Here is a 22,121-nt window from a genome sequence, read left to right on the forward strand (position 1 = left end):
GTTCGCGCCGTGATCCTTGATAAAGGTGGATCATTGCCGGAAGATGTCCCGATCGTCGTCGAATCTCGCGGAATCCGCCTTTCACCGCCGTTTCCCGCCCGTCCCGGGAACGCCGGCATCGGGCCCGCGCGGCGCTAAAATGTCGAAAGCTCCCCGTCCTGAGCGTGCACGCCCCATGAATCACTTTCCCAAACTCCTGTCGTCGCAGATCGGCTTCGACGTCGCGCAGACGATGCTCGAGCACTTCGACCACCACTACCGGGTGTTCCGCGCCGCGGCGGTGGAGGCGCAGCTGCTGTTCGAGCACGCCGACTGGCACGGGCTGCAGAAGCTCGCGCGCGAGCGGATCACGTCCTACGACGACCGCGTGCAGGAATGCGTGGAGCTGCTCGAGGACGAATACGACGCGGAGCACATCGACGACGACGTCTGGCAGCAGATCAAGCTGCACTACATCGGGCTCCTGACCTCGCACCGCCAGCCCGAATGCGCGGAGACCTTCTTCAATTCGGTGTGCTGCAAGATCCTGCACCGCTCGTATTTCAACAACGATTTCATCTTCGTGCGCCCGGCGATCTCGACCGAGTACATCGAGAACGACGAGCCGGCCGCGAAGCCGACCTACCGCGCCTACTACCCGGGCGGCGACGGTCTCGCCGCGACGCTCGAGCGGGTCGTCACGAACTTCCAGCTCGCGCCGCCGTTCGAGGACCTCGCGCGCGACATCGGCTGCGTGATGCAGGCGATCCATGACGAATTCGGCGCGTTCAGCGAAGCGGTCAATTTCCAGATCCACGTGCTGTCGTCGCTGTTCTTCCGCAACAAGACCGCGTACATCGTCGGCCGCATCATCAACGGCGACAGCGTGCTGCCGTTCGCGGTGCCGGTCCGCCACGCGCGGCCCGGCGCGCTCGCGCTCGACGCGGTGCTGCTGCGCCGCGAGCAGCTGCAGGTGATCTTCAGCTTCTCGCACTCGTATTTCCTCGTCGACATGAACGTGCCGTCCGCGTACGTCGCCTTCCTCGGCACGATCATGCCGGGCAAGCCGAAGGCGGAGATCTACACCTCGCTCGGCCTGCAGAAGCAGGGCAAGAACCTGTTCTACCGCGACCTGCTGCACCACCTGTCGCATTCGAGCGACCGCTTCATCATCGCGCCCGGCATCAAGGGGCTCGTGATGCTGGTGTTCACGCTGCCGTCGTTCCCGTACGTGTTCAAGATCATCAAGGACAGCTTCCCGCCGCCGAAGGAGACCACGCGCGCGCAGATCATGGAGAAGTACCAGCTCGTGAAGCGCCACGACCGCGTCGGGCGCATGGCCGACACGCTCGAATACTCGAGCGTCGCGCTGCCGCTCGCGCGGCTCGACCACGCGCTCGTGCGCGAGCTGGAGAAGGAGGTGCCGTCGCTGCTCGAATACGAGGGCGACGACCTCGTCATCAAGCACCTGTACATCGAGCGCCGCATGGTGCCGCTCAACCTGTACCTGCAGAACGGCAGCGACGCCGAGGTCGAGCACGGCGTGAAGGAGTACGGCAACGCGGTGAAGGAGCTGATCAAGGCGAACATCTTCCCCGGCGACATGCTGTACAAGAACTTCGGCGTGACGCGCCACGGCCGCGTGGTGTTCTACGACTACGACGAGATCGAATACCTGACCGACTGCAACGTGCGGCGCGTGCCGCCGCCGCGCAACGAGGAGGATGAGATGTCGGGCGAGCCGTGGTACTCGGTCGGCCCGCACGACATCTTCCCCGAGACCTACGGCCCGTTCCTGCTCGGCGAGCCGCGCGTGCGCGAGCATTTCCTGCGGCATCATGCCGATTTCTTCGACCCCGCGCTGTGGCAGGACAGCAAGGATCACCTGCTGCGCGGCGAACTGTCCGATTTCTACGCCTACGACGCGGCGCTGCGCTTTCGCACCCGCTATCCGGCGCGCTTCGGCGAACCCGCGTCCGCCGACGGCGCGCGGCGCGCCGCCTGAGCGCCACCTTCATCCCCCTTCATGCACGGAAACCTACCGCGATGAACCTCACCGATCACCCGCTGGCCCACCTGTTCGAAAACAACGATGCGTGGGTCAAGCGCAAGCTCGAAGACGATCCGCAATACTTCTCGCGCCTCGCCGACCAGCAGGCGCCCGAGTATCTGTGGATCGGCTGCTCCGACTCGCGCGTGCCCGCCAACCAGATCATCGGCCTGCCGCCCGGCGAGGTGTTCGTGCATCGGAACATCGCCAACGTGGTCGTGCACACCGACCTGAACTGCCTGTCGGTGCTCCAGTTCGCCGTCGACCTGCTGCGCGTCAAGCACATCATGGTGGTCGGCCACTACGGCTGCTCGGGTGTGAACGCCGCGCTGCTGAACCGCCGCGTCGGGCTCGCCGACAACTGGCTGCACCACGTGCAGGACGTGCGCGAGAAGCACGCGAACCTGCTCGACGAGTGGCCGGTCGGCGAGGCCCGCTACCGCCGCCTGATCGAACTGAACGCGATCGAGCAGGTCCTCAACGTGTGCCGCACCACGATCGTCAACGACGCCTGGGCGCGCGGCCAGTCGCTGACCGTGCACGGGCTCGTCTACGGCGTGCACGACGGCCGCATGCGCAATCTCGGGATGGCGGTGTCGCAGCCCGAGGAGCTGGACGCGACCTATCGCCGCTGCGTCGAGGGCATCTCGGCGACGCGCGCGCATTCGGCCGACAATGACATGGTGGCCGCCGATGCGGCGAAGCTCGCCGGGGCCACCGAACTGATTGCCAAAACCATCAAGGAGACAAAGCATGACGGCTGTTAACCCCGATCCGATCGTCATCGCCGCGGCGGCGCGCACGCCGATGGCGGGCTTCCAGGGCGATTTCAGCTCGCTCGCCGCGCCGCAGCTCGGCGCGGTCGCGATCGCGGCCGCGCTCGAACGCTCGGGGCTCGACGCCGCGCGGATCGACGAGGTCGTGATGGGCTGCGTGCTGCCCGCGGGCCAGGGCCAGGCGCCCGCGCGGCAGGCGTCGCTCGGCGCGGGCCTGCCGCTCGGCGCGGGCTGCACCACGATCAACAAGATGTGCGGCTCCGGCATGCGCGCCGCGATGTTCGCGCACGACATGCTGGTGGCCGGCTCGGCCGAGGTGATGATCGCGGGCGGCATGGAAAGCATGAGCAACGCGCCGTACCTGCTGCCCAAGTCGCGCGGCGGGATGCGCATGGGCCACGGCCAGGTGCTCGACCACATGTTCCTCGACGGGCTCGAGGACGCCTACGACAAGGGTCGCCTGATGGGCACCTTCGCCGAGGAATGCGCGGGCGAGTACGGCTTCACGCGCGAGGCGCAGGACGCGTTCGCGATCGAATCGCTCGCGCGCGCCAGGCGCGCCAACGAAGATGGTTCGTTCGACTGGGAAATCGCCCCCGTGACGGTCACGGGCAAGAAGGGCGACGCCGTGATCCGGCTCGACGAGCAGCCGTTCAAGGCGAACCCGGACAAGATCCCGACGCTCAAGCCGGCGTTCAGCAAGACCGGCACGGTGACGGCCGCCAATGCGTCGTCGATCTCCGACGGCGCCGCCGCGCTCGTGATGATGCGCGCCTCGACCGCCGAACGCCTGGGCGCCCGGCCGCTCGCGCGCGTGGTCGGCCACGCGACCTTCGCGCAGGCGCCGTCGCGCTTCACGACCGCCCCCGTCGGCGCGATCCGCCGGCTGTTCGACAAGAACGGCTGGCGCGCGGCCGACGTCGACCTCTACGAGATCAACGAGGCGTTCGCGGTGGTCGCGATGGCCGCGATGCGCGATCACGACCTGCCGCACGACAAGGTCAACGTGAACGGCGGCGCGTGCGCGCTCGGCCACCCGATCGGCGCGTCCGGCGCGCGGATCCTCGTCACGCTGCTCGGCGCGCTGCGCGCGCGCGGCGGCCGGCGCGGCGTCGCGAGCCTGTGCATCGGCGGCGGCGAAGCCACCGCGATGGGTATTGAACTGATCTGAGCCCCCCCGGGGCAGGAGTCCTTCCATGAAAACCGTATTGATCGTCGGCGCGTCGCGCGGCCTCGGCCGCGAATTCGCGCGCCAGTACAAGCGCGACGGCTGGAACGTGATCGCCACCGCCCGCGACGACGAGGCGCTGCGCGCGTTGCAGGCGCTCGGCGCCGACGCGCACGCGCTCGACATCGCGCGGCCCGAGCAGATCGCCGCGCTGGGCTGGAAGCTCGACGGCGAACGGCTCGACGCGGCGATCCTGGTGTCGGGCGTGTACGGCCCGCGCACCGAGGGTGTCGAGACCGTCACGGCGGAGGACTTCGACTCGGTCATGCATACCAACGTGCGCGGCCCGATGCAGCTGCTGCCGATCCTGCTGCCGCTCGTCGAGGACGCGCACGGCGTGCTCGCGGCCGTGTCGAGCCGGATGGGCAGCATCAGCGAGGCGACCGGCACGACCGGCTGGCTGTACCGGGTCAGCAAGGCGGCGCTCAACGACGCGGTGCGGATCGCGTCGCTGCAGACCCGCCACGCGGCCTGCCTGTCGCTGCATCCGGGCTGGGTGCGCACCGACATGGGCGGCGCGCAGGCCGCGATCGACCCCGAGACCAGCGTCACCGGCATGCGCCGCGTGATCGCACAGGCCGCGGGCGACCGCGAGCAGTCGAACGGCCGCTTCTTCCAGTACGACGGCATCGAGCTGGGCTGGTAAGCTGCCGGGCCCTCGACCCTTCTCCGTTCGCATGTCCGCTTCCCGACCTCTCGACTGCCCGTGCGGCGGCGCCGCGCCCAACCGTCCGGCCGGCGCGGGCGCGCCGCGCTTCGCCGCCTGCTGCGGCCGCTTCCTCGACGGCGGCGCGTTCGCGCCCGACGCGCTCGAACTGATGCGCTCGCGCTACAGCGCCTACGTGCTCCGCGACACCCGCTACCTGCGCGACACCTGGGATCCGCGCACCTGCCCGCCCGACCTCGATGCACAGGACGAGCCGCCGCGCTGGCTCGGCCTGTCGATCAAGCGTCACGCGCCGCTCGATGCGACCCACGCCGTGGTCGAGTTCGTCGCGCGCTACAAGATCGGCGGACGCGCGCACCGCCTGCACGAAACCAGCCGCTTCACGCGCGGCGACGACGGCCGCTGGCGCTACGTCGACGGCGACGTGAGCGAACACTGAGGCGCGTGCGGCGCGCCCCGCCGCACGTTTCGGACTTTGCTGATTGATCGGACGCCACGCGGCCCGATATCGTGTGTCCCTGGTTCAGACCGACAGGGAACCGCATCCGATGCCGCCTCGCCCCGCCACCCCCACTCCGTTTTACCTGCACGTCTGCCCGCCCGTCTGCGCGGGCCCGTTCGAACTGCGCCCGCCCGGCCTGCCGGCCGATGCGCACGCGCTGCACGACCCGCACGTCGATGCGTTCGTCGGCTACGCGCACCGCACGTGCAACAGCGTGCGGATCCTCGACCTCGACGGCCGCTGCGTGTCATTGCTCGCCGCACGCCCGATGGACCGCGACGCGGCCAATGCGCTCCGCGCGCTGCTGCGCCGGCGCTTCGCGGCCCTGCTGCGCGCCGCGCCGCGGGTCGCCGTGTCCCCCGCGCATCTGCGCGACGACTCGCGCTTCGTGCCTGCGCATATCCTGCGGCTCGCGATCCGTTACGGCGTCCGCTCGCCGGATCGCGCGGGCCATCGCGGCGTCAGTCGCTATGCGGCCCCGCTCGTGCGCCAGGGCCTCGCCTATCGCCTCGCGCTCGCGGTGCGCGATCACGACGACACGGTCCTCCATGTCAGCTACCAGCGATAACGGGCGCGCCGCGCCGCCGGTCACCGTGCATCCGCTGGCGTTCGCGCATCCGGCCCGCGCCAGCGTGCTGTGGGATCGCGAATGCTTCACGCTGCTCGGCAGCATCGACTACCAGCACGCCGCCGTGCGCCTCGACGGCGCGCCGGAGCGGCACACCGACCTGCCCGCCGCCACGCGCGTGATCGTCGCCGGCCCGCTGGCGCTGACGCTCGACGGCCTGGGCCGGCTCACCGCGTTCGACTTCTATACGAACCCGGCCGGCTGGCGGCGCGTCGAGCGCCTGCCCGTCGCGCGCCCGGCCCTCGTCACGCCCCGCCTGGACGGCGCGTTCGACGCGCTCGGCCGCCTCGGCGCACGCGAGCCCGCCGCCTGGCATGCGCGCGGCACCGGCACGCTGCGGCTCGTGTGGCGCGACGCCTCGGTGTGGTACGCGATCGCGCCCGGCGTGTCGGTCGCCGCGGCCGACGACGGCACGCTCGCGCAGCTCGACATCACGGGTTTTCCACTGCCGGCCGCGGCGGAATGACACGTGCGCGTCGAATCCGCGCCACGGGATCGACGCGCACGCGAGCCCGGACGTCGCCGTCGAGATCGCGCGCTACGCCGGCATCACGCCGCGTCGCGATGCGCGGTCCGTTCACGGCGGCCGCTTCGTTCGATGCCCCACACATCCCGCACGCGCGCCAGCCGTCTTGCGATTCGTCCGGACCCGCGCCGGGGTGCGCCGTCGCGCCCGCCCGGTCGCCGGCGCCATGCCTGAGCCCCCGATCCGGCAGCCGTTTCGCCGCTCGACCGGCGCATTTGTAAGCGGCCGCCGGGTCGGCGCCGCCATCGCGGATGCCGGGTAACTCCCGCATTGCACAGCGCAAAATTGTCAGGCTACGATGAGGGTCATTCGGGTCTACGATCTCAACGGATACGGGCAGATGGCGTTCAGCAAGGCAGTAGTGGGATGGATGGCGGCTTGCGTGCTGTCGGCCGCTCAGGCCGGACCGCTGCCTGCCGCCGCGCCGCCCGACGCCGGCGGCGCGCTCGCCAGCGCCGAGCGCTTCGACTACGCCGATTCCGGCCTGCCCCAGGTGGCCGCCGATCTCAACGAGCAGGTGATCCGCATTCCGGCCGGCGCGGCCGGCGCGGTCACGCTCGAAGCCACGGTGTTCAAGCCCGACGGCCCCGGCCCGTTCCCGCTCGTCATCTTCAATCACGGCAAGAATTCAGGCGACCTGCGCGACCAGCCGCGCAGCCGCCCGCTGTCGTTCGCGCGCGAATTCGTGCGGCGCGGCTACGCCGTCGTCGCGCCGAACCGCCAGGGTTTCGCCGGCTCGGGCGGCGCCTACGTGCAGGAAGGCTGCGACGTCGAGCGCAACGGCCTCGCGCAGGCGCGCGACGTCGAGGCGACCATCGGCTACATGACGAAGCTGCCGTATGTCGATGCGCAGCACGTCCTCGTCGCCGGCACCTCGCACGGCGGCATGGTGTCGCTCGCGTACGGCACCGAGGCCGCCCCCGGCGTGAAAGGCATCATCAATTTCTCGGGCGGCCTGCGCCAGGACCTGTGCCCGAACTGGCAGAAGAACCTCGTCGGCGCGTTCGACACCTACGGCGCCGAAACCCACGTGCCGTCGCTGTGGCTGTACGGCGACAACGATTCGGTGTGGTCGCCCTCACTCGTCGGACAATTGCGCAACGCCTACATGGCGCACGGCGCCAGCACGCTGTTCGTCGACTTCGGCCGCTACAAGGACGACGCGCACCGGATCATCGTCGATCGCGACGGCGTGCCGATCTGGTGGCCGCCCGTCGGCGCGTTCCTGGCCCAGTTGAAGATGCCGGCCGCCGTGCGTTATGCGGTGGCCAGCCCGCGCGAGCCGAACGCGAGCGGCTACGCGTCGATCGACGCGGTCGACGCGGTGCCGTTCCTCGACGACGCGGGCCGCGAAGGCTATCGCCACTTCCTGAACCAGCACCCGAGCCGCGCGTTCGCGGTATCGGGCGACGGCGCGTGGTCCTGGGCCGAAGGCGGCGACGACCCGATGGCGCTCGCGCTCGACAACTGCAAGAAACAGGGGACAGGTCCCTGCAAGCTGTATGCGGTCAACGACCGGGTCGTCTGGCGCGACGCCACGCGCAGCGCGGACGCCAGTCCGGCGAACGACGCCCCGGCCGCCGCTCACGCGCTCGCGAGCCGCTGATTCCCGTCGCGCGCGCCCCTCGCCGTTTCGTCTGATCGTTCGGCCACGCGGACCGCGCACAGGCCGGATCGAGGCCGCCCTGGTCGCGCCGCCGCCACGCTCCCTGCCCGGCCGCCGAAAGCGCCGGCCGCCATCCCGCCTTTTTCCGCTTCCGAACAGATGTCCATCCGCCGGGGAGCGTCACTTTGCCGTCGTCAAAAGCGGACTTCTCCAAGGAACGCGCCCGAACCGTCGCGAGACGTCGACAAATGCCCGCAACTCCATGCCAGACAAGGCTCGGCGGGTTTGTAACGGCTAGTGCAACGAGGCGCGGAACGCGCTAATCTCGGCCCGGTTTTGGTTTTGCACGCATGCGTTTTCACGCCGCCCTGGGCCGCCCGCCGGCCATCGGATCCGGCGGCGGGCCGCGCCCCCGTGGTTGCGCCCGCAACGCCGCGTCTTCGTCACGGAGTCGTTTTGAACACACCAGCGACCGATGACTGGGTCGCGCGCAGCCTGCGCGCGGTCTGGCATCCCTGCACCCAGATGAAGCACCACGAGCGGCTGCCGCTCGTTCCCGTCGCGCGCGGCCACGGCCCGTGGCTGTACGATCGCGCCGGCCGGCGCTATCTCGACGCGATCAGCTCATGGTGGGTGAACCTGTTCGGCCATGCGAACCCGCGCATCAACGCGGCGCTCAAGGACCAGCTCGACACGCTCGAACACGCGATGCTCGCGGGCTGCACGCACGAGCCCGCCATCGAACTCGCGGAGCGGCTCTCGGCGCTCACGCAGCACACGCTCGGCCATGCGTTCTTCGCATCCGACGGCGCGTCCGCCGTCGAGATCGCGCTGAAGATGAGCTTCCACACCTGGCGCAATCGCGGTCGGGACGCGAAGCGCGAATTCGCCTGCGTCGCGAACGGCTATCACGGCGAGACGGTCGGCGCGCTCGGCGTCACCGACGTGCCGCTCTTCAGGGATGCGTACGATCCGCTGATCCGCGCCGCGCACGTGGTCGCATCGCCCGACGCGCGCCTCGCGCAGCCGGGCGAAAGCGCGGCCGACGTCGCCGCGCGCGCGCTCGCCGATGTCGAGCGGCTGTTCAACGAGCGCGGCGACCGGATCGCCGCGCTGATCATCGAGCCGCTCGTGCAGTGCGCGGCCGGCATGGCGATGCACGATCCGTCCTACGTGCGCGGGCTGCGCGCGCTGTGCGACGCGCACGAGGTGCACCTGATCGCCGACGAGATCGCCGTCGGCTGCGGCCGCAGCGGCACCTTCTTCGCCTGCGAGCAGGCAGGCGTGTGGCCCGACCTGCTGTGCCTGTCGAAGGGCATCACGGGCGGCTACCTGCCGCTGTCGATCGTGCTGTCGCGCGACGCCATCTTCGCGGCGTTCTACGACGACGACACCGCGCGCGGCTTCCTGCATTCGCACTCGTACACGGGCAATCCGCTCGCGTGCCGCGCGGCGCTCGCGACGCTCGACCTGTTCGCGAGCGACGACGTGCTCGCCGCCAACGCGCGCAAGTCGGCGCGCCTGCGCGAGGCGCTCCGGCCGCTCGCCGCGCATCCGCGCGTGCGGCACCTGCGCGAGCGCGGCACGATCTTCGCGTTCGACGTCGCGCTCGACGGCGAGGCCGCGCGCACGTTCCCGCGCCGCTTCTTCGAGCATGCGCTCGCGCGCGAAGCCCTGCTGCGCCCGCTCGGCACCACGGTCTATCTGATGCCGCCGTACATCCTCGACGACGACGAGCTCGCGTGGCTCGCCGCGCGCACGCTCGACACGCTCGACGCCACGCTCGAAGGAGCCGCCGCATGACCCATCCCCTGCTCGACACGCTCGCCCGCGGCCTCGCCGCCCTCGACGCCGACGGCCTGCGCCGCCTGCGCCGCATCGCCGACACCGCATGCGACGCGCACATGACGGTCGACGGGCGGACGATCATCGGTTTCGCGAGCAACGACTACCTCGGCCTCGCCGCGCATCCCCGGCTCGTCGACGCGTTCGCCGAAGGCGCGCGCCGCTACGGCTCCGGCAGCGGCGGCTCGCACCTGCTCGGCGGACACTCGCGCGCGCACGCGCGGCTCGAGGACGCGCTGGCCGCGTTCGCGGGCGGCTTCTGCGACGCGCCGCGCGCGCTGTACTTCAGCACCGGCTACATGGCGAACCTCGCCGCCTTGACCGCGCTCGCCGGACGCGGCGCGACGATCTTCTCCGACGCGCTGAACCATGCGTCGCTGATCGACGGCGCACGGCTGTCGCGCGCGACCGTGCAGATCTATCCGCACCGCGACACCGACGCGCTCGCCGCGCTGCTCGCCGCCTCCGACGCCGACACCAAGCTGATCGTCACCGACACGGTGTTCAGCATGGACGGCGACGTCGCGCCCCTCGCGGGCCTCGTCGCGCTCGCGGAAGCGCACAACGCCTGGCTCGTCACCGACGATGCGCACGGCTTCGGCGTGCTCGGCCCGCAGGGGCGCGGCGCGCTCGCCGCGCAGGCGCTGCGCTCGCCGAACCTCGTCTACGTCGGCACGCTCGGCAAGGCGGCGGGCGTCGCGGGCGCCTTCGTCGTCGCGCACGAGACCGTCATCGAATGGCTGGTCCAGCGTGCGCGCAGCTACATCTTCACGACGGCCGCGCCGCCGTCGGTCGCGCACGCGGTATCCGCGAGCCTCGAACTGATCGGCGGCGCCGAAGGCGACGCGCGCCGCGCGCACCTCGGCCAGCTGATCGAGCGCACCCGCGCGATCCTGCGCCGCACCCGCTGGCATGCGCCCGACTCGCACACGGCGGTGCAGCCGCTCGTGATCGGCGACAACGAGACGACGCTCGCCGCGATGGCCGCGCTCGACGAACATGGCCTGTGGGTGCCCGCGATCCGGCCGCCGACGGTGCCCGCCGGCACCTCGCGGCTGCGCGTCTCGCTGTCGGCCGCGCATTCGTTCGACGATCTCGCGCGCCTCGACGCCGCGCTCGCGCATGCGGGCGACGCGGCCGCCGCGCGGGAGGCGCGCGCCGCATGACCGCCCCGCTTTCGCTGTTCGTCACCGGCACCGACACCGAGATCGGCAAGACCTTCGTCAGCGCCGCCCTGCTGTACGGCTTCGCGCGCCACGGGCTGCGCGCCGCCGCGATGAAGCCGATCGCGGCGGGCGCCTACGAGCGCGACGGGGTCTGGCGCAACGAGGACGCGGACCAGCTCGACGCCGCCGCGAACGTCGCGCTGCCGCCCGCGATCCGCACGCCGTTCCTGCTGAAAGCACCCGCCGCGCCGCACATCGTCGCCGCCGAGGAGCGCGTGACGCTCGACATCGGCACGATCGTCGCCGCGCACCAGCGCGCGTGCGAGGCGGCCGACATCGTGGTGGTCGAGGGTGTCGGCGGGTTCCGCGTGCCGCTCGACACGACCCGCGACACCGCCGACCTCGCGGTCGCGCTCGGCCTGCCGGTGGTGCTCGTGGTCGGCATGCGGCTCGGCTGCATCAACCATGCGCTGCTCACCGCCGACGCGATCGCCGCGCGCGGCCTGACCCTCGCCGGCTGGGTCGCGAACCGCATCGACCCGGCGATGGGCTATGCCGACGAGAACCTCGACACGCTGCGCCTGTGGCTCGAACGCGAGCATCGCGCGCCGCTCGTCGGCAGCATCGCGCACCAGAGCCCGCCCGATCCCGCGCGTGCGTCGCACGCGCTCGATATTCCCCGCTTGCTGGACACGCTGCGCGCCGCGCGCGGCGCGTCCTGATTGCCCCTTCCACGTTCCCACGACACAACCAGGAAACGACATGACCGAAGCCCAGACCACCTCCCCGACGCCCGCCGCCGTGCCGGTGGCCGCTCCCGCCGCCCCGCGCTGGCGCGTGGCCGACGTGCTCGCGCTGTACGAGCTGCCGTTCAACGACCTGATGTTCCGCGCGCAGCAGGCGCATCGCGCGCACTTCGACGCGAACGCGATCCAGCTGTCGACGCTGCTGTCGATCAAGACCGGCGGCTGCGAGGAAGACTGCGGCTACTGCTCGCAATCGTCGCACCACGAGACGGGCCTCAAGGCCGAGAAGCTGATGGACGTCGACGCGGTGCTCACCGCCGCGCGCGTCGCGAAGGACAACGGCGCGACCCGCTTCTGCATGGGCGCGGCCTGGCGCAATCCGAAGGACCGCCATCTCGAGCCGATCAAGGACATGATCCGCGGCGTGAAGGAGATGGGCATGGAGACCTGCGTGACGCTCGGCATGCTGGAGGCGCATCAGGCGCAGGCGCTGTCGGAAGCGGGCCTCGACTACTACAACCACAACCTCGACACCTCGCCCGAGTTCTACGGCCAGGTGATCTCGACGCGCACCTACCAGGACCGCCTCGACACGCTCGACCGCGTGCGCGACGCCGGCATCAACGTGTGCTGCGGCGGCATCATCGGCATGGGCGAATCGCGCCGCGAGCGCGCGGGCCTGATCACCCAGCTCGCGAACCTGAACCCGTATCCGGAATCGGTGCCGATCAACAACCTGGTGGCGATCGAGGGCACGCCGCTCGAAGGCACCGCGGCGCTCGACCCGTTCGAGTTCGTGCGCACGATCGCGGTCGCGCGCATCACGATGCCGAAGGCGATGGTGCGCCTGTCGGCCGGCCGCGAGCAGCTCGACGACGCGATGCAGTCGCTGTGCTTCCTCGCGGGCGCGAACTCGATGTTCTACGGCGACCAGCTGCTGACCACCGGCAATCCGCAGGCGGAAGCCGACCGGCAACTGCTCGCGCGGCTCGGGATGCGCACGGAAGTTGCGCAGCAGATGCCGAAGGAAACCGCGCAGTCCTGCGCGCACGGCGCGGCGAACTGATCAACCGATCGACTGATCGCGCGGTCCGGGCCGCCTGGCGGGGCGGCTCGGCGGCGCAGGCCCCGCTCCGCGTTGCGCGGCAGTCGTCAGGGCCGGGCCGATAGGCCCGACGCGGGGCCTGCATCGTCGCGAACCGGCCTGCGCGGCCCGCGACGAGCCGTGCCGGAATCCCGCGCCTCATCGGCCGCGCTCGACATCGGGCAAGCCGTCTTCGACCGCGTCGAGGCATACGACCGGCCTCTCTCCCGCCTCCGCTTCCGCTTCAAACGTCGCATCCTCACGCCCGACGCGGATCGCAACGCCGACCGGCCGGACACCGGCTTCATGTGTTTTCGAGCGGGCCCCGGCCGCTTCGCCCTTGCGCGGCGGCTCACCCCGCGCATGCGGGTCGGGGCCGCGCGCGCCGGCCCCCGGCTGAACCGCTACGCCGCCGCGTCCAACGCGGCGCGCGCCTTCGCCACCTGGCGCGCGTCGACGGGCGCGAGCACCTCGCCGCGCTCGCGCACGCCCGAGCCGAAATGCACCGCGCGCACGCCGGTCGCACGCGCGAATTCCCCGACTGCCGCCACCGTCAGCCCCGCGCCCGCGAGCACCGTGCACGACGTACCCGCCGCGCGCCGCACCATCCGCGCGATCACGTCGCGGCCGTCCAGCGCCGAAGGATGGCCGCCCGAGGTCAGCACCGACGTCACCGCCGGCACGCGCAGCAGCACCTCGAACGCCGCGTTGAGATCGCGCGCGACATCGAACGCGCGATGGAAGGTCAGCGGGCGGCCGTCCGCCGCGTCGGCGACGCGCTGCAGCGCGTTCACGTCGACCTCGCCGTGTGCGTCGAGCATGCCGAACACGATGCCGTGCGCGCCGGCCGCGACCGCCGCGCGCACGTCGCGCGCGATCGTCGCGAGATCGTCGGCGTCGTAGTGAAACGAGCGGCTGTGCGGTCGCACGATCACGTTGACCGGGATCGGCACCGCGGCCACCACGGTTTCGATCAGCCCGACGCTCGGCGTCAGGCCGCCCTCGCCGATCGCCGTCACGAGTTCGAGCCGGTCCGCGCCCGCGCGGGCGGCGGTGCGGGCGTCGCCGACCGTGGTGGCGATCACTTCGAGGAGCAGGGAGGAGGCAGGCATCGGCGGGCTCGTCGTCGGGTGGGATCAGCCTGCATCCTACCCGACCCGCCGCGTCCGATCAGTCGAGGAAGTCCGCGTATTCCTTGCGCGCGTACCCTTGCAACTGAGCCCACGGCGGCGTCGCGGCGCGCGCGACCGGCGTCAGCGTGAGCTTGCGCGTGACGCGGCCGTCCGCGCTCCGGTATTCGATCGCGAGCGGCGCCTGCAGCGTCTCGCTCCACAGGATCCGGTTCAGCCCCTGCGCGCCGGCCGTCGCGACCTTCTGCTCGTACCAGCGCGTGCCCGGCGCGCGGCCCGGCTTCGCGCTCGCCGCGAGCGGCTTCAGGCGCGCGGGCGGCGTCAGGTAGTACGCGTTGTCCCACGAACCGTCGAAGCCGGTGGTCTCGTATTCGGCAGGCGGCACATCGACGACGGTCCGCTCGGCGGCGCTCACGTACTCGATCCGCGCGCACCGGCCGTCATGGGTCACATGACGCGCCGCCGACGCGAAGTCGAAGTGCTTGTGGCCGGCGTGCGCCTCCGCCGCGACGGGCCGCACACCCGTCGACGCCGCGTCCGACGCACGAGCCCGGGCCTGTTCATGCGCGTGCCCGTGTTCCGCCTCGCCGTCCGCGCCGGGCTTCACGCGCTCGACCCACACATGTCCCTCGCGCCGCACCATCCGCTCGCGATACGAGGTGGTGCGCGTCACGCCGTCGGCGCCCACCGTCATGCTTTCGTGCAGCAGCACCGCGTCGAGCGCGGGCGCGGCGCAGGCCAGCGCCGCCGCGCAGCCGCACGCGAGGCCCGCGAGGGCCCGCATTCCGATTCCGTTCATCGCCGCCCGCTCAGAAGCCGAACGCCGAGCGCACGAGACCGAACACCTTCGTGTTGTCGATCGTGCCCTTGAACGCCTTCGCATCGGCGCCGTCCGCGAACAGCATCACGTCGCCGCCGCCGTGCGTCTCCGATCCCGGCCCGCCGACCCGCACGCCGACCTCCTGCAGGTAGGCCTCGTCCGTCACGACCGCCGAATCGACCGACGTGCGCACGTTCGGCCGGTTCGCGCCGTTGCCGAACACGAGCGTCGTGTAGGTGTTGCCGTCCGCGTCCTTGTTCGGCTGGCCGTCGCGATAGCTGCGGCTGATGTCGAGGATCGGATTGCCGCGCTTCGAGTAGCCGTTGATCGTCATCGTGTGGTCGTGGTCGGCCGTCACGACGATCAGCGTGTTCGACAGGTCGACCTTCGACAGCGCGACGCGGATCGCCTCGTCGAACGCGCCGGCGTCCTCGAGCGCGCGCTTCGCGTTGGTGCCGTGCAGCGCGTGATCGATGCGGCCGCCCTCGACCATCAGGAAATAGCCGTTCGGATTCTGCGCGAGCACGTCGATCGCCTTCGAGGTCATCTCCGCGAGGCTCGGCTGCGTCGGCCCCTCGCCCTTGCCGGCGGCGCGGTCCAGTTCGTATTCGAGGTGGCTCGTCGTGCTGAACAGCCCGACCAGCTTGCCTTGCTTGACCTGCGCGAGCTGGTCCTTGGTCGCCGCGACCGCATAGCCCTTCGCGCGCAATTCGGCGAGCAGGTTGCGCCCGTCCGCGCGGCCGCGCTTGTTGCTGGCGGCATCGTACGGCGTCCAGTGGTTGCGGCCGCCGCCCATCAGCACGTCGACGCCGTCGCCCAGCGCCGCGTTATAGCCCACTCCGCCCGGCACGGCCTGCGCGGCGATGTCGTACTGCGCGTCGCGATGGCAGATGTGCGAGTAGGTCGCGGCCGGCGTCGCGTGGGTCAGCTCGGTGGTCGTGATCGCACCGACCGCCTTGCCGCGCGCCTTCGCGAGTTCGAGCAGCGTCGGCACCGCGCGGCCGTTGCCCGGCGCGCAGTTGTTGACGGTCTTGTTGCCGTTCGCATCGGCGCCCGGCGCCACCGCGCGCGTGTCGGACGACATCGACAGCACCTCGTTGTTCATCTTCACGCCGGTCATGTACGCGGCCATCGACGGCGCGCTGTCGGTCGTCTGCGCGTCGTTCGAGAAGGTCTTCACGCGCGCCGTGCGCGCGAGCTTCTCCATCGTCAGCTGGCCCGCCTCGCCCACCTTGTAGATGCGGCTCGCGGTGACCGTGGTCGGCCCCATGCCGTCGCCCAGAAAGAAGATCACGTTCTTCGCCTGGCCCGCGGCCTGCGCCGCCTGGCCGAAGCCCATGCCCGCGATACCCGCCGCGGCCAGCGTCGCCGCCGCGATGCGCTTGATAGTCGACATCCTGTATTCCCCTGTTCCCTGAAAGGCCGCGCTCACAGCTGCACCGCGTTGCGGACCAGCTCGAACACCTTGTTGTTCTCGATCACGCCGTGGAATTGCTCCGCGCCCTTGCCGATCGCGCCGAGGAACACGTCGGTGCCGCCGTGCGTTTCGCCGCCCTTGTCCATCCGCACGACCGCTTCCTGGCGATAGTCGTCCGCGCCCGTCACCGCGTCGCTGAGGTTGGTGCCCGCGCGGCTGCCCTGCACGCGGTTCTCGCCGTTGCCGAAGCCGATGATCGTGTACGGCGCGCCGTCCGCGTCCTTCGCGACCGCGCCGTTCTGGTAGTTGCGCAGCACGCCGAGCACGCCCGGCTTGCCCGCCTCGGTCTTGCCCGTGCGCGCCGCATAGCCGTTCAGCACCAGCGTGTGGTCGTGGTCGGCCGTGACCACGATCAGCGTGTTCTCGAGCTTCGGATCGGTCTTGCGCACCTTGTCGAGCGTCGCGCGGATCGCGTTGTCGAACGCGATCGTGTCCTGCAGCGCGCGCTTCGCGTTGGTGTCGTGCAGCGCGTGATCGATCCGGCCGCCCTCGACCATCAGGAAATAGCCCTTCTGGTTCTTCTGCAGCACGTCGAGCGCGCGCGTCGCCATGTCGGCGAGGCTCGGCTCCTTGGCCGGATTGCGGTCGAGGTCGTAGCTCATGTGGCTCGACGCGAAGAGGCCGAGCAGCTTGCCGCTCCTGGTCGCGTCGGCCGCCTGCAGCTCGTCGCGGGTCTGCGCGACAGCGTAGCCCTTCGCCTTGAACTCGGCGACGAGATTGCGCCCGTCGACGCGCTTGCCGCCGCCGTCCTTCGGCACGAAGAACTGCGAGCCGCCGCCGAGCACGACGTCGACGCCGTCGCGCAGCGCCGCGTTGTAGCCCGCGCCGCCCGGCACGAGCTGCGCGGCGATGTCGTTCTCCGCGTCGCGGTGGCACACGTGCGAATAGGTCGCGGCGGGCGTCGCGTGGGTGACGCGCGTGGTGGTGACGACGCCCGTGCCCATGCCGCGCTCCTTCGCGATCTCGAGCAGCGTGCGCGCGGCCTTGCCGTTGTTCGCGCCACAGTTGCCGGTGAGATCCTTGGTCGGCTCGATCGCCTTCGTGTCCGGCGTCATGGCGATCACTTCGTTGTTGGTCTTCACGCCCGTCATGTAGGCGGACATCGACGGCGCGCTGTCGGTCACCTGCGCGTCGTTCGAATAGGTCTTCACGAACGCGGTTTCCGGCAGCGTGTCGAGCGTCAGCTCGCCGTCCTCGCCCACCCCGTAGATGCGCGCGGCGGTCAGCGTGGTGAGCCCCATCCCGTCGCCGAGGAAGAAGATCACGTTGCGCGCCGCGGTCGCCTGCGCCCCGTCGTCGATGCGGGGCACCGCGCTCGTCGGCCCGTCGTCGCTACCGCAGCCCGTCGCCGCGAAGACGCTTGCACAGAGCAGCGCCGCCAGTCTCGTTCGCTTCATGTTTTCGGCTTCCTTGATGGAGTCTTTCAAAACGAAAGGACGATAAGGGGCCGATGTGACGCGAATGTGAAGGCAAATGAAAGTATCCGGAAATGAAAACGGAAGGATCGGCGGCGGGCGTGGGACGCCCGCGCGTGCGGTTCCGCGGTTCCGCGGTTCGTCAGTCAGCCAGCTCGCGCCCCGCCGCGCGTGCACCGGGCGCGGCGAACCACCAGCCGAGCCAGCCGAGCAGCACGGCGAGGCACGCGCCGCGGATCAGCCCGCTCGCCGGCACCTCGATCGCGATCCCGTGGTTCGCGGCGGCGAGCAGCGAGAGGAATTCCGGCGACAGCCGCATCGCGAGCAGCGTGAGCACGTCGAGCAGGGTGATCGCCGAGGTGACGAGCAGGCCGATGCCGACCGGCCGCATGCGCGGCGTGACGCGCGCGATCCACGCGCCGAGCAGGTACAGGAGCGCCGTGCAGACGAGCGCGACCAGCACCCCGCGATGCTTGAGCGGCACCGAGGGCGCCCAGATCAGCACCATCTCGGCAACCATCAGCACGAGACTCGCGATCCCGACGCACAGCAGGCCGATTGCGTTGCGCACGAAGTTCATCGTGCGTCCCGCACGAAGTAGGCGGTGGCGGCCGGACGATACAGCAGGTAGAGGAACAGGGCGGCCAGCACCGCGCCCGGCAGCAACATGATCTTGAACGGCGAGGTGACGAGCGAGAAGGCGAGCGTCGCCAGCGTGATGACGGTGTAGAGCGTGCGCGCCCACGCGCGCCCCTTCAGGATGCCGACGCCGGCGACGAGGCACAGCGCCTGGGAGGCGATGGAGACCGCGAGCATGACCGGCAGCGGCATCATCGAGCGCGCGAACACAGCCTGCGCGCTCGGATTGTGCAGGGTCCACGGCCACACCAGCAGCGCGATCGCATTGGTGACGACGATGAACCAGCCGAGGATGCTCAGGGAGACGGGTCTTTTCATGGTGTTGTTGTGCGTCCTGGGATCGATCCGGCGGCGCGCGGCGCCTAGTCTCTCCATCCGCGCCCCGTGAAGTTCGCGCCCATTCTCGGCCCGCGTTGCGGAAAAATCAACCGCGCGGACGGGCGGCGGACGAAGCGAGCCGCCCGAGTCGCCCGACCCATCCGGGGGAAGCGCGCGCCGCGCCATGACCCGCGCGGCGCACCGACGCGGAGAAAGAAGGCGGGCCGGCGGCGCGCGCACCGCGGCCCTTGCCCGCGCCGCCTAGTCGCCCGCCGCCGCGTCCTCGTCGAGCCAATCGATGTCCGCGCACAGCACGCACTGCGCATCGCCGACCCGCAGCGCGGCCGACAAGGTCACGCACGGCAGCGCCTCGTTGATCGACAGATACGGCCGGGTCGCATGCACGCGCCCCGGCTCCGCGATCGCCGCGCGGAAATACGGCCGGCGCAGCCAGTTCGCCCCCTGCGCGTCGGCGAGCGGCGTGAAGCGCGATTCGGGCGCCGCGCGATCGGCGCGCAGCACCACGTTGCGGCCCGTCTGCCGCCCGTTCGCATCGAGCAGGAAGCAGCGCGCCGCATGATCGAGCGCGAGGAAATTCCAGCACACCTCGTCGAGCGGTTCGCCGCCCACGAGCCGGTCGACCGCGCGCTCGAACGCGCGCAGGTAGGGCGCGAGCCGCTGCGCGTCGCGCCGCTCGCGCGCATCGGTCCGGCTGCGATGGCGCTCCGTCAGTTCCGCGATGCAGGTGGACGCCGCCACGCTGTCCGGCAGGCCCGGGGCGGGCCGGCCGAAGAAATAGCCCTGCACGAAATCGGTCCCGCACGACAGCGCGATCTGCGCCTCGTGTTCGGTCTCGATGCCCTCGATCAGCACCAGCTTGCCCGCCTCGTGCAGCAGCGTCACGAGCCCGTGCAGGATCGCCGTGAGACCGGTGCGGTGCTGCGCCTGCGACAGCATGATGCGGTCCAGCTTGACGATGTCCGGATTCAGCTGCCAGATCCGCTCCAGGTTCGAATGCCCCGCGCCGAAATCGTCGAGCGCGATCAGGAAGCCCTGCTCGCGAAACGCGCGCACCGCCTCGGCCAGCTTTTCCAGATCGTCGGCGCGCTGTTCGAGCACCTCCAGCACGACGCGCCGGGGCGGCACGCCGAGCCGCGTCAGGTTCGCGAGCAGCGCCGCCGCCTGGAACGGATCGGTGAGCGCGCACGGATTCACGTTGAGGAACAGCCACTCGCGCCCGGCGCCGAGCAGTGCGAAGTTTTCGAGGTGCAGCGCCTGCGCGAGGCGGTCGACCTGCATCAGCTCGCCATGGCGCGCGGCCTCGCCGAACACGTCGAGCGGCGACACCGGCCGGTCGAGCGGATCGTGCGCGCGCAACAAGGCCTCGTAGCCGACCGCGCGCTGGTGCGACAGGCTGAAGATCGGCTGGAACACGCTCGTCAGCGTCAGCTCGCGATGCCGGGTCACGACGCGGTCGAGGCCGGAGGCCAGCTCGGGCTCGAAGTGGTACGGCGATGCGCTCATCGGGCGCTCCTGCTGGGCGATGGTCATGTCAGCCTCCTCATGACGCTCTCATCGGCAGGCGGTAGGTTCGGCTCTCGGGTTTTCATCACGGATCCTCGGTTATCCAATTTAGTTGTGACCACCACCAAGCAAGCTCCGTGCGCGCTCTCGCGCGCGGCCGGCCTGATATTTCGGTGCCCGATTCATTCCGGATGCCTGCCGCCGGGGCTTTTTTGCACCAACCCGGTGCAATCGACCGCGGGGCCGGGACGACGCGCACCTTGCGGGCACGTTACACTCCGTACCGTTCCTGTATTGCCACCTGCACGTTTCAATGGAAATTGTCTTTACCGTCCTGATCCTGCTGCTGGCCGTCGCGCTGTCCGGGATGATCACCCGGGTGCTGCCGCTGCGCCTGCCGCTGCCGCTCATGCAGATCGCGATCGGCGCGCTGCTCGCGTGGCCGACGTTCAACCTGCACGTCACGTTCGATCCCGAGATCTTCATGCTGCTGTTCATCCCGCCGCTGCTGTTCGCGGACGGCTGGCGGATCCCGAAACGGGAGCTGTACCTGCAGCGGCGCGCGATCCTGATGCTGGCCTTCGGCCTCGTCTTCATGACCGTACTCGCGGTCGGCTATTTTGCGCATTGGTTGATTCCCGGCCTGCCGCTGCCGATCGCGTTCGCGCTCGCGGCCGTGCTGTCGCCGACCGACGCGGTCGCGCTGTCCGGCATCGCGGGCAAGGGCCGGATCCCGCCGCAGCTGATGCACATCCTCGAAGGCGAGGCGCTGATGAACGACGCGTCGGGCCTCGTCGCGCTCAAGTTCGCGATCGCCGCCGCGCTCACCGGCGTGTTCTCGCTGCGCGACGCGTCGATCAGCTTCGTGATCGTCGCGTCGGGCGGCCTCGCGACGGGCGCGCTGCTGTCCTGGCTGTTCAGCGCGCTGTCGACGCGCTTCCTCAATTCGTCGCAGGAAGGCGACCCCGCGCCCGGCATCGTGATGACGCTGCTCGTGCCGTTCGCGGCCTACCTGATCGCCGAGCATCTGGGCCTGTCCGGGATCCTGTCGGCGGTCGCGTCGGGGATGATGATGAACTACACGAACTTCTCGCGCACCAGCACGGTGGCGTCGCGGATCCGCGCGGAAAGCACCTGGGCGATGATCGAGTTCGTGTTCAACGGCATGGTGTTCATCATGCTCGGGCTGCAGCTGCCGCACATCATCGGCCGCGCGCTCGTCGACGCGCATCACACGAGCGACGCGCTCGTCGGCGCGATGCTCGGCTATGTCGCGGCGATGCTGGCCGCGCTCTATGCGATCCGCTTCGCGTGGGTGTGGCTGCTGCGCTGGATCGCGAGCCGGCGCGCCGCGAAGCGGGGGCTCGCCGGCACCATGGCGGGGCTGCGCACGATCGCGGTGATGACGGTCGGCGGCGTGCGCGGCGCGATCACGCTCGCGGGCGTGCTGTCGATTCCGGTCGCGCTCGACAACGGCGCGCCGCTCGCCGGCCGCGACACCGCGATCTTCATCGCCTCGGGCGTGATCCTCGGCTCGCTGTGCATCGCCGTGGCCGGCCTGCCGCTGCTGCTGCGCGGGGTCCGCTCCAGCCACAACCCGCATGCGGAGGAAGAGCGCGCCGCGCGCTCGGCGGCCGCCCAGGCCGCGATCCGCGCGGTCGACTCGACCCACGACGCGCTCGCCGTCGAGCTGGACGAAGCCGCCGCCGCGCGCTGCACGGAAGTCACGGCGCGCGTGATGGACCAGTACCGGCGCCGGCTCGCGGGGCTCGTCGGCGAGAGCGAGCCGCTCGCCGAGGCGAAGCAGGCGGAGAAGATGGAGTTGCAGATGCGGATCGCGGGCATTCGCGCCGAGCGCGCGGTGCTGTACCGGCTGCGCGGCGAACAGAAGATCAACGACGAGACGCTCGCGAAGCTGATGCGCGAGATCGACCTGTCGGAAAGCGCGCTGTCGACGCGGAAGAAGGGTTTGGTCGGCGGGTGAGGGACGGAGAT

The 22,121-nt window shown here is 70.6% G+C and carries 20 protein-coding genes; 13 read left to right on the plus strand and 7 right to left on the minus strand.

Annotated elements, in window-relative coordinates; all coding sequences use genetic code 11:
• The first annotated feature begins 175 nt into the window (after positions 1-175).
• The 12 genes from aceK (at position 176) to bioB (ending at position 12,785) form a co-directional block, all read left to right on the plus strand.
• Positions 176-1,984, plus strand: a complete 1,809-nt coding sequence (aceK, locus tag Bsp3421_RS28435; protein ID WP_273999369.1) for a bifunctional isocitrate dehydrogenase kinase/phosphatase — start codon at positions 176-178, stop codon at positions 1,982-1,984.
• Between the two features lie 41 nt (positions 1,985-2,025).
• Positions 2,026-2,796, plus strand: a complete 771-nt coding sequence (gene can, locus Bsp3421_RS28440) for a carbonate dehydratase (protein ID WP_273999370.1) — start codon at positions 2,026-2,028, stop codon at positions 2,794-2,796.
• On the plus strand, positions 2,783-3,976 hold the full coding sequence (locus Bsp3421_RS28445) for an acetyl-CoA C-acetyltransferase (protein ID WP_273999371.1): 1,194 nt from the start codon (positions 2,783-2,785) through the stop codon (positions 3,974-3,976). Before can ends, Bsp3421_RS28445 begins: the two co-directional genes overlap by 14 nt.
• 25 nt (positions 3,977-4,001) lie before the next feature.
• Complete coding sequence (locus Bsp3421_RS28450; RefSeq protein WP_273999372.1) at positions 4,002-4,679, plus strand: SDR family oxidoreductase; 678 nt, start codon at positions 4,002-4,004, stop codon at positions 4,677-4,679.
• Between the two features lie 31 nt (positions 4,680-4,710).
• Positions 4,711-5,139 (plus strand): YchJ family protein, encoded by a 429-nt coding sequence (locus tag Bsp3421_RS28455; RefSeq protein WP_273999373.1) that lies wholly within the window; start codon positions 4,711-4,713, stop codon positions 5,137-5,139.
• 73 nt (positions 5,140-5,212) lie between these two features.
• Complete coding sequence (locus Bsp3421_RS28460; RefSeq protein ID WP_273999375.1) at positions 5,213-5,770, plus strand: hypothetical protein; 558 nt, start codon at positions 5,213-5,215, stop codon at positions 5,768-5,770.
• Entirely contained in the window at positions 5,751-6,296 is a 546-nt protein-coding gene (locus Bsp3421_RS28465; protein WP_273999376.1) for a hypothetical protein, read from the plus strand. The genes Bsp3421_RS28460 and Bsp3421_RS28465 overlap by 20 nt, the downstream gene beginning before the upstream one ends.
• Before the next feature lie 400 nt (positions 6,297-6,696).
• Positions 6,697-7,962 (plus strand): dienelactone hydrolase family protein, encoded by a 1,266-nt coding sequence (locus tag Bsp3421_RS28470; RefSeq protein WP_273999377.1) that lies wholly within the window; start codon positions 6,697-6,699, stop codon positions 7,960-7,962.
• A 456-nt stretch (positions 7,963-8,418) separates the two neighbouring features.
• Positions 8,419-9,765: an adenosylmethionine--8-amino-7-oxononanoate transaminase gene (gene bioA, locus Bsp3421_RS28475; protein ID WP_273999378.1), complete on the plus strand. Its 1,347-nt coding sequence runs from the start codon at positions 8,419-8,421 to the stop codon at positions 9,763-9,765.
• A complete protein-coding gene (gene bioF, locus Bsp3421_RS28480; RefSeq protein WP_273999379.1) occupies positions 9,762-10,973 on the plus strand; it encodes an 8-amino-7-oxononanoate synthase in 1,212 nt (403 codons plus the stop codon). Before bioA ends, bioF begins: the two co-directional genes overlap by 4 nt.
• On the plus strand, positions 10,970-11,695 hold the full coding sequence (bioD, locus tag Bsp3421_RS28485; RefSeq protein ID WP_273999381.1) for a dethiobiotin synthase: 726 nt from the start codon (positions 10,970-10,972) through the stop codon (positions 11,693-11,695). The genes bioF and bioD overlap by 4 nt, the downstream gene beginning before the upstream one ends.
• A gap of 40 nt (positions 11,696-11,735) precedes the next feature.
• Positions 11,736-12,785, plus strand: coding sequence for a biotin synthase BioB (gene bioB, locus Bsp3421_RS28490; protein ID WP_273999382.1), 1,050 nt, complete (start codon positions 11,736-11,738; stop codon positions 12,783-12,785).
• A 422-nt stretch (positions 12,786-13,207) separates the two neighbouring features.
• Here the strand turns inward: bioB and Bsp3421_RS28495 are convergent, their stop codons facing one another.
• The 7 genes from Bsp3421_RS28495 to Bsp3421_RS28525 form a co-directional block, all read right to left on the minus strand.
• Positions 13,208-13,915 (minus strand): copper homeostasis protein CutC, encoded by a 708-nt coding sequence (locus Bsp3421_RS28495; RefSeq protein ID WP_273999384.1) that lies wholly within the window; start codon positions 13,913-13,915, stop codon positions 13,208-13,210.
• Positions 13,916-13,973: 58 nt separating this feature from the next.
• A complete protein-coding gene (locus Bsp3421_RS28500) occupies positions 13,974-14,732 on the minus strand; it encodes a hypothetical protein (RefSeq protein ID WP_443111540.1) in 759 nt (252 codons plus the stop codon).
• Positions 14,733-14,742: 10 nt separating this feature from the next.
• On the minus strand, positions 14,743-16,149 hold the full coding sequence (locus Bsp3421_RS28505; protein ID WP_273999386.1) for an alkaline phosphatase: 1,407 nt from the start codon (positions 16,147-16,149) through the stop codon (positions 14,743-14,745).
• A gap of 32 nt (positions 16,150-16,181) precedes the next feature.
• Positions 16,182-17,627 carry an alkaline phosphatase gene (locus tag Bsp3421_RS28510; RefSeq protein ID WP_273999388.1) on the minus strand — a complete coding sequence of 482 codons (1,446 nt, stop codon included), beginning with the start codon at positions 17,625-17,627 and terminating at the stop codon, positions 16,182-16,184.
• A 160-nt stretch (positions 17,628-17,787) separates the two neighbouring features.
• Positions 17,788-18,216 carry a hypothetical protein gene (locus Bsp3421_RS28515; protein WP_273999389.1) on the minus strand — a complete coding sequence of 143 codons (429 nt, stop codon included), beginning with the start codon at positions 18,214-18,216 and terminating at the stop codon, positions 17,788-17,790.
• 5 nt (positions 18,217-18,221) lie between these two features.
• Entirely contained in the window at positions 18,222-18,602 is a 381-nt protein-coding gene (locus tag Bsp3421_RS28520; RefSeq protein WP_273999390.1) for a hypothetical protein, read from the minus strand.
• 261 nt (positions 18,603-18,863) lie between these two features.
• Positions 18,864-20,153 (minus strand): sensor domain-containing phosphodiesterase, encoded by a 1,290-nt coding sequence (locus tag Bsp3421_RS28525; RefSeq protein WP_273999391.1) that lies wholly within the window; start codon positions 20,151-20,153, stop codon positions 18,864-18,866.
• A 286-nt stretch (positions 20,154-20,439) separates the two neighbouring features.
• Here Bsp3421_RS28525 and Bsp3421_RS28530 point away from each other — a divergent pair, with 286 nt between their 5' ends.
• Positions 20,440-22,110, plus strand: a complete 1,671-nt coding sequence (locus Bsp3421_RS28530) for a Na+/H+ antiporter (protein ID WP_273999392.1) — start codon at positions 20,440-20,442, stop codon at positions 22,108-22,110.
• The last annotated feature ends 11 nt before the right edge of the window (positions 22,111-22,121 follow it).

The sequence above is a fragment of the Burkholderia sp. FERM BP-3421 genome (assembly GCF_028657905.1).
Classification (GTDB): domain Bacteria; phylum Pseudomonadota; class Gammaproteobacteria; order Burkholderiales; family Burkholderiaceae; genus Burkholderia.